The sequence below is a fragment of the Collinsella aerofaciens genome (assembly GCF_040910265.1).
Lineage (GTDB): Bacteria > Actinomycetota > Coriobacteriia > Coriobacteriales > Coriobacteriaceae > Collinsella > Collinsella aerofaciens_BK.
The window spans coordinates 37,965-44,980 of record NZ_JBDGAW010000022.1 but is presented as its reverse complement, the minus strand read 5'-3'; the positions used below and the strand labels follow the sequence as shown (position 1 = coordinate 44,980).

The 7,016-nt window shown below is 60.5% G+C and carries 5 protein-coding genes; all 5 read left to right on the top strand.

Annotation, left to right across the window (positions count from 1 at the left end):
• Positions 1 to 186 precede the first annotated feature (186 nt).
• The 5 genes from AB5Z14_RS08660 to AB5Z14_RS08640 all read left to right on the top strand — a co-directional run bounded on the left by AB5Z14_RS08660 (position 187) and on the right by AB5Z14_RS08640 (position 6,672).
• Positions 187 to 387: a hypothetical protein gene (locus AB5Z14_RS08660; protein ID WP_035136858.1), complete on the top strand. Its 201-nt coding sequence runs from the start codon at positions 187 to 189 to the stop codon at positions 385 to 387.
• 144 nt (positions 388 to 531) lie between these two features.
• Positions 532 to 1,611, top strand: coding sequence for a substrate-binding domain-containing protein (locus AB5Z14_RS08655; protein WP_368131079.1), 1,080 nt, complete (start codon positions 532 to 534; stop codon positions 1,609 to 1,611).
• Between the two features lie 459 nt (positions 1,612 to 2,070).
• Positions 2,071 to 3,498: a glucuronate isomerase gene (gene uxaC / locus AB5Z14_RS08650; RefSeq protein WP_368131078.1), complete on the top strand. Its 1,428-nt coding sequence runs from the start codon at positions 2,071 to 2,073 to the stop codon at positions 3,496 to 3,498.
• 96 nt (positions 3,499 to 3,594) lie between these two features.
• A complete protein-coding gene (locus AB5Z14_RS08645) occupies positions 3,595 to 5,109 on the top strand; it encodes a tagaturonate reductase (protein ID WP_368131077.1) in 1,515 nt (504 codons plus the stop codon).
• 78 nt (positions 5,110 to 5,187) lie between these two features.
• Positions 5,188 to 6,672, top strand: a complete 1,485-nt coding sequence (locus AB5Z14_RS08640) for a UxaA family hydrolase (protein ID WP_368131076.1) — start codon at positions 5,188 to 5,190, stop codon at positions 6,670 to 6,672.
• Positions 6,673 to 7,016 lie beyond the last annotated feature (344 nt).

The window sequence follows — 7,016 nt, the reverse complement described above, 5'->3', positions numbered from 1 at the left end:
CGCCTTTAGACGCGAGCCCGGAGCCCGTGGGTTATACCCTAAGAGCAAACCACCCTTTTTAAGGGTGGTTCTGATTGGGAGAGATGTGGCGTTTCCGCAGATAAAACCGACCAAAACAAACCTGTCCCTTTTTGGTAGGTGGAGAATGGGGTAAAGTAAGTGGTGGCTAACTAGAGGAGGCTTGCTATGGCACCTATCGATATTGTTGTACTGGCTGTTATTGGTATTGCGTTTGTCGCGGTATGCGTGCGCATCTACCGCAAGGGCACCTGCGCCGACTGCGCTCAGGGTGGCGTTTGCACGGGGCATTGCTCCAACAAAAAGACGTGCGCCGCACTTAAGGGCGTGGACAAAATCGCCGAAGACTTGGGCCGCGGTATCAAATAAGGTCTAGACATCCAAGCGCCTCGCGAGCATCCGTTCGCGGGGCGCTTTGCGCATTTGGGCGCGAGCGCGGCGAGTTGAAGAGTATTTTTGGGGTATCGTTAACTGAACTGTAAATTGGCAACTTATCTATAACGGAGTAATCCCATGAGCGCTCGTGTAACCATGAAGGACATAGCCGCCGAGCTTGGCGTTTCCATCAATACCGTGCACAAGGCCCTGACGGGAAAGGCCGGCGTGAGCGAATCCGTGCGCGCCAAGGTGAACGCCAAGGCCGAGGCCATGGGCTATCACCGCAACACAAGTGCCTCAAGCCTGCGCCGCAAGGACATCAACCTGGTGTTTTGCCTGCCCCGCGCATCGCGCGAGGGAGCGTACTTTTTCCGTTACCTGTGGGAAGGCTGCAATCGCTTTGAACAGGAGGTCATCGACCAGGGCATTACGGTTGAGCGTGTTGAATTTGGCGTGGGCGGCTACGCTGATGCGCTCGAGCAAATCGACGAGCGTTTGCAGGTGGGCGAGAAGATCGATGGCTTGCTCGCCTATGCGCCGGGCGACGATCGTGCAACTGAGCTTTTGGGGCAGATTGCCGAGGCGGGCGTGACGATCGAGCTCGTCGACGGTGACCGTCCGCACCTCGACCGTCTGGGCGCCAGTCTGGCGGACTATTCCGCGGCGGGCAGTCTTATGGCGGAGCAGGCGGCAAATCTGGTCCACGCTTCTGGGGTTGACGCCCGCGTGCTCCTGTTGGCGGGCGACCCCTATACCGATTCACACTACCTGACCGCCCGCGCCTTTCATAATTACCTGCGCGAACACGATATTCCATGGCAGGTTGAGGACCTTGCCGGCGCCCATGCGCAAGTCAAACAGCTCGAGCGCGAGCTTGAGCAGCGCTTGAGTGCGCCGGATGCTCCCGAGCTCATCTGTAGCGTTTTTGCCGTTGGTTCCGAGGTGGTCGCCGACGCGCTTGTTTCAAGCGGCAAGGCCGGCAAGGTCATGGTAATCGGCAACGACCTGTTCCCCGAGAGCGCCTTGGCCTTGCGCCGTGGCATCTTTACCAATATTGTCTATAAGGACCCGGTGAGCCTGGCCTACCGTGGCGCCAAGACCTTGGGCGAGTATCTGCTGTGGGGTAAAACTCCGGCGGAGCCCGTGCAGAAGGGTGCTGTGGAGATGGTGTTTGCCAGCAACGTCGACCGCTACTGCGAGCTTGCGGGAATTTAGCCGTTTAGTCAGGTGCCCCCTCTTGCGACGTGCATTTTTTGGAGTATTCAGCAATGGCGTGTCCCGAAAGAGGTTAGGACGACTGTTTTAAGTGCCCCCGATGGCGTAATTCGCCATCGGGGGCATTTATTTATGCCGATTGGGCGCAATATGAGCATCAGATAGGGCTTCGAAGACGGTGCGCGGTGCGCTCCGATGCTGAATACTCCCAAAAATGCACGGCGGAACATGACCCACCTGGCCAAAGCGCTCAAGTTCGGTATTCGGGGACGCCTGCCAATTCGCAATACATACAAGTCACGGCTCCAGTAACCGTTGAACGGGCAAAATCGACCGTTCACCCCATGGTGGTTAGGTGAACGTTCACCTTTTAAGTCGCAATGAATTAGTATAGTGAACGTTCACCTAGAGGATAACGAGCGCATCGTGCGCCCGCTCCGCCAACAAAGGGGTTGTTTGATGAAAAACTTCATGGACGATCAGGATTTCCTGCTAAGCACCAAAACCGGTGAGGAGCTGTTCCACAACTTTGCCGAGGGCATGCCCATCGTTGACTACCACTGCCACATTTCTCCCAAGGAGATCTGGGACGACAAGCGTTTTGAGAACATCACCGAGGTTTGGCTGGGCGGTGACCACTACAAGTGGCGCCTGATGCGTGCCAACGGCGTCGACGAGCGCGTCATTACCGGCGATGCCCCTGCTCGCGAGAAGTTCCAGAAGTGGGCCGAGACCCTGGGCCGTTGCGTGGGCAATCCCGTCTTTGAGTGGAGCCACCTGGAGCTCAAGCGCTTCTTTGGCTACGAGGGCGTCCTCAACGGCAATACTGCCCAGGAGGTCTGGGACCTCGCCAACGCCAAGCTCGCCGAGGCCAGCTTTACCTGCCGCAACCTGATCAAGCAGTCCAACGTCCGCATGATCTGCACCACCGACGACCCCGCCGACAGCTTTGAGTGGCACAAGAAGATTGCCGCCGACGAGAGCTTTGACGTCCAGGTCGTCCCGGCCATGCGCCCCGACGCCGCCCTGCGCATCGAGCGCGGTCAAGAGTTCGCCGACTACTGCAAGCACCTCTCCGAGGTCGCCGGCGTCGATGTCAACGACTTCGAGGGCATGAAGGCTGCCATCTCCAAGCGCTACGATGTTGCCCACGAGCTGGGCTGCCGCGCCTCCGACCACGCTCTCGACTACGTCATGTATGTCCCGGCTACCGCCGATGAGATCGAGGCCATCTTCGCCAAGGGCCTGGCTGCCGAGCCGCTCACCGAGGAAGAGGTCCTCAAGTACAAGACCGCCTTTATGCAGTTCGTCGCCGGCGAGTATGTCCGCCTGGGTTGGGCCATGCAGCTGCACTTTGGCTGCAAGCGCGACAACAACCGCGCTATGTTCGCCAAGCTCGGCCCCGACACCGGTTACGACTGCATCTCCAACTACACGCCGTCTGACCAGCTCGCGGATTTCCTCAACTCCATCCAGGAGACCTGCGGCCTGCCCAAGACCATCCTGTATAGCCTGAACCCCATCGATAACACCATGATCGACACCGTCATGGGCTGCTTCCAGGAGGCCCCGACTGCCGGCAAGATCCAGAACGGTTCCGCTTGGTGGTTCAACGACAACGAGGTCGGCATGCGCGAGCAGCTCACGGCCCTTGCCAATGAGGGCGTTCTGGGCAACTTTGTCGGCATGCTCACCGACTCCCGTTCTTTCCTGTCCTACCCGCGCCACGAGTACTTCCGCCGCGTGCTGTGCAGCGTGATCGGCGAGTGGGTCGAGCAGGGCAAGTACCCGGCCGACATGGAGCTGCTGGGCACCATCGTGCGCGACATCAGCTACAACAACTCCGTCCGCTACTTCGGTTTTGACCTGGACACCGTCGAGGCCTAATTCCACAGCGAACCACATCGAACCCGGGAGCGCCGTTGCCACACGCGGCGCCCCCGTTTTACTTGCACGCTAACAAACGCCTAAGGAGATACATAGATGGAGAACATCAGCTACGAGACGCTCGAGAAGATCGGCTACGAGGGCTACGTGTTGCCCAAGGACGCCCCCGAGAAGGTCCTGCAATTTGGCGAGGGCAACTTCCTGCGCGCTTTCGTGGACCGCTTCTTTGACATGGGCAACGAGGCCACCGGCTGGAACGGCAAGGTCGTTATGGTACAGCCCATCAGCGGTGCCTTTGGCTTTGCCGACGGCATCAATGCCCAGGACGACCTGTACACCGTGCTGGTTCGCGGCAAGGAGAACGGCAACACGGTTGACGAGTCCCGCGTGATCAGCGCCTGCAGCCGCTGCCTCAACCCGTACCGCGAGGACGACTACCACGCCATCATGGAGGTTGCCGTCTCTGACGACCTGGAGATCATCGTCTCCAACACCACCGAGGCCGGCATCGCCTACGACCCGTCCTGCAAGGCCGACGACATGCCGCCCGCGAGCTTCCCGGCCAAGCTTGCCCAGGTGCTCCACACCCGCTGGGCTGCCGGTAAGCCGGGCGTTATCGTGCTCGCCTGCGAGCTCATCGACCACAACGGCGAGGAGCTGCTGCGCATCATGAACCAGTACGTGAGCGACTGGGGCTGGGAGGACGAGTTCTCGCAGTGGATGGCCAACGACTGCACCGTCTGCACCACGCTCGTCGACACCATCGTTCCCGGCCGCATCCGCGACCCCAAGGAGGCCGCCGCGGTTGCCGAGCGTCTGGGCTACGAGGATCCCTTCCTGGCCGTGCGCGAGCCCTTCCAGATGTGGGGCATCCAGGGTGATGAGTCGCTCAAGGAGCGTCTGCCCTTCGTGAAGGCCGGCCTGCCGGGCGTCTTTGTGACCCCCGACGTCACCCCGTACAAGAAGCGCAAGGTCCGCATCCTCAACGGCGCCCACACCGCCTTTGTTCCGGGCTCTTGGGTTGTCGGTTTTGACATCGTGCGCGACTGCATGCACGACGAGACCATCCGCGGCTTTATGAACACTATGCTCTACGACGAGGTCATCCCGACGCTTGCCGCCGATCTTGATGTCGAGGACTGCAAGGCCTTTGCCGCTGCCGTCGAGAACCGTTTCGATAACCCGTTTATCGACCACGCGCTGCTCTCCATCTGCCTCAACTCCACCGCCAAGTGGCGCGCCCGCGACCTGCCCACGCTCAAGGACTACGTTGCCGAGACCGGTAACCTGCCCAAGTGCCTGTCCACGAGCCTGGCTACGCTCATCGCGTTCTATACGCAGGAGCTCGTTGCCCGCGAGGGTGACGGCCTGCATCTGCGCCGCGCCGACGGCACCGAGTACACCGCTCAGGACGACGCCTTCGTGCTCGATTTCTACGCCGCCCACGCCGGTGCAGACGATGCCGAGCTGGTGCACGACGTGCTCAGCAACGAGAAGATGTGGGGCGAGGACCTTACGCAGATCGCCGGCCTTGAGGAGTTTGTCGTCAACGCACTCGCCGTCGTGCGTGTCGAGGGCGTCAAGCAGGCATTCGCCAACGCTCAGGCCTAAATCCCTTTGTGCGCCCGCCGGTCAACCGGTGGGCGCCGCTCGATTTTTGCTCAACCTGTAGGGTTAGGACTCTTTGTAATGAACACTATCCAGATCAATCCGGCCGACAACGTGATCGTTGCGCTGTCACCGCTCGCCAAGGGCACCGCCGTCGCGGTCCCCGGTGTGGGCGAGGTCGTGGCCGTGGAGGATATCCCGCAGGGCCACAAGATGGCCGTGCGTGCGATTTCCGCGGGGGAGGACGTCATCAAGTACGGCCTGCCCATCGGACACGTGACGGGCGACATCCAGCCCGGTCAGTGGCTCCACACGCATAATGTGAAGACCAACCTTTCGGGTGAGGTCGAGTACACGTACAACCCCACGCATCCGGTTGTGGATTCCGTTGAGCCCGAGACCTTTATGGGTTTCCGCCGTGCCGACGGCCGTGCCGCCACGCGCAATGAGCTGTGGATCATCCCCACGGTCGGCTGCGTTAATGAGGTCGCGCGCGCTATGTGCGAGCAGGCCCAGGATTTGGTCGACGGTTCGCTCGAGGGCGTCTATTACTTCCCGCATCCCTTTGGCTGCTCGCAGACCGGCGCCGACCACGCCCAGACTCGTCGTCTGCTGGTGGCGCTTTCGCGTCACCCCAATGCGGCGGGCGTGCTGTTCCTGTCGCTCGGCTGCGAAAACTGCACGCACCAGCAGGTGCTCGATGAGCTCGGTGACTTCGATCACGAGCGCGTCCGCTTCCTCACCTGCCAGGACGTTGCCGACGAGCAGGTTGAGGGTCACAAGATTCTAGCCGAGCTGGCCGACCTCGCCAAGCAGGCCAAGCGTGAGCCCATCCCGGCTTCCGAGCTGGTCATTGGCCTCAAGTGCGGCGGCTCTGACGGCCTTTCGGGCATTACCGCCAACCCCACGATCGGTCGTGTGAGCGATATGGTCGTTGACCGCGGCGGCACGTCGGTGCTGACCGAGGTGCCCGAGATGTTCGGCGCCGAGAGCATCCTGCTCGACCGTTGCGAGAACGAGCAGGTCTTTAACGCCGCCTCGGACATGCTCAACGGCTTTAAGGACTACTTTATCAGCCACGGCGAGGTCGTCTATGAGAACCCGAGCCCCGGCAACAAGGACGGCGGCATTACCACGCTCGAGGACAAGAGCTGCGGCTGCGTGCAAAAGGGCGGCTCCGCGCCCATCGTCGACGTGCTGCCGTACGCCGGCCAGGCCACCAAGCATGGCTTGAATATGCTGTGTGGCCCGGGCAACGACATGGTGTCGACCACGGCGCTCACCGCTGCCGGTTGCCACGTGATCCTGTTCTCCACTGGCCGCGGTACGCCGTTTGGCGCGCCGGCGCCCACGCTCAAGGTGTTCACCAACCAGCGCCTGTGCGACCACAAGGCCAACTGGATGGACTTTAACGCCGGTGTGGTGGCTACGGGCGAGCGTACGCTCGATGAGGCTGCCAGCGACCTGTATCAGCTGGTGCTGGACACGGCGAGCGGCAAGCTTACGAGTGCCGAGCGTCGCGGTTGCCACGAGATCAGCATCTGGAAGGACGGGGTCTGCCTGTAGCGGTAAATGGGTTCGCATAGGACGCTATTGACCATGGCCCCGTCGGGAGTGTTCCCGGCGGGGCCATGTTTGTTCTGTCTGTTCGGGCGTGTCTTTCTGAGGGTACGGGAGCGGCGAAAACAATAAACGTTCACCTAATCGACCTCAAATTGAAACCCACTCAATACCTATGTAATCGTGATTTTTTTCAAGTCAGACGTCCGTTTAACGGCAAAAAACGACCGTTCAAGGATAATATACAAGTGAACGTTCACCTATCATAAGCAATCGCGCATAATCTAGCTAAACGTTCACCCTACGAGTGGGCGACATGCAGACAGACATCGGTATGGACTCCAATGTCT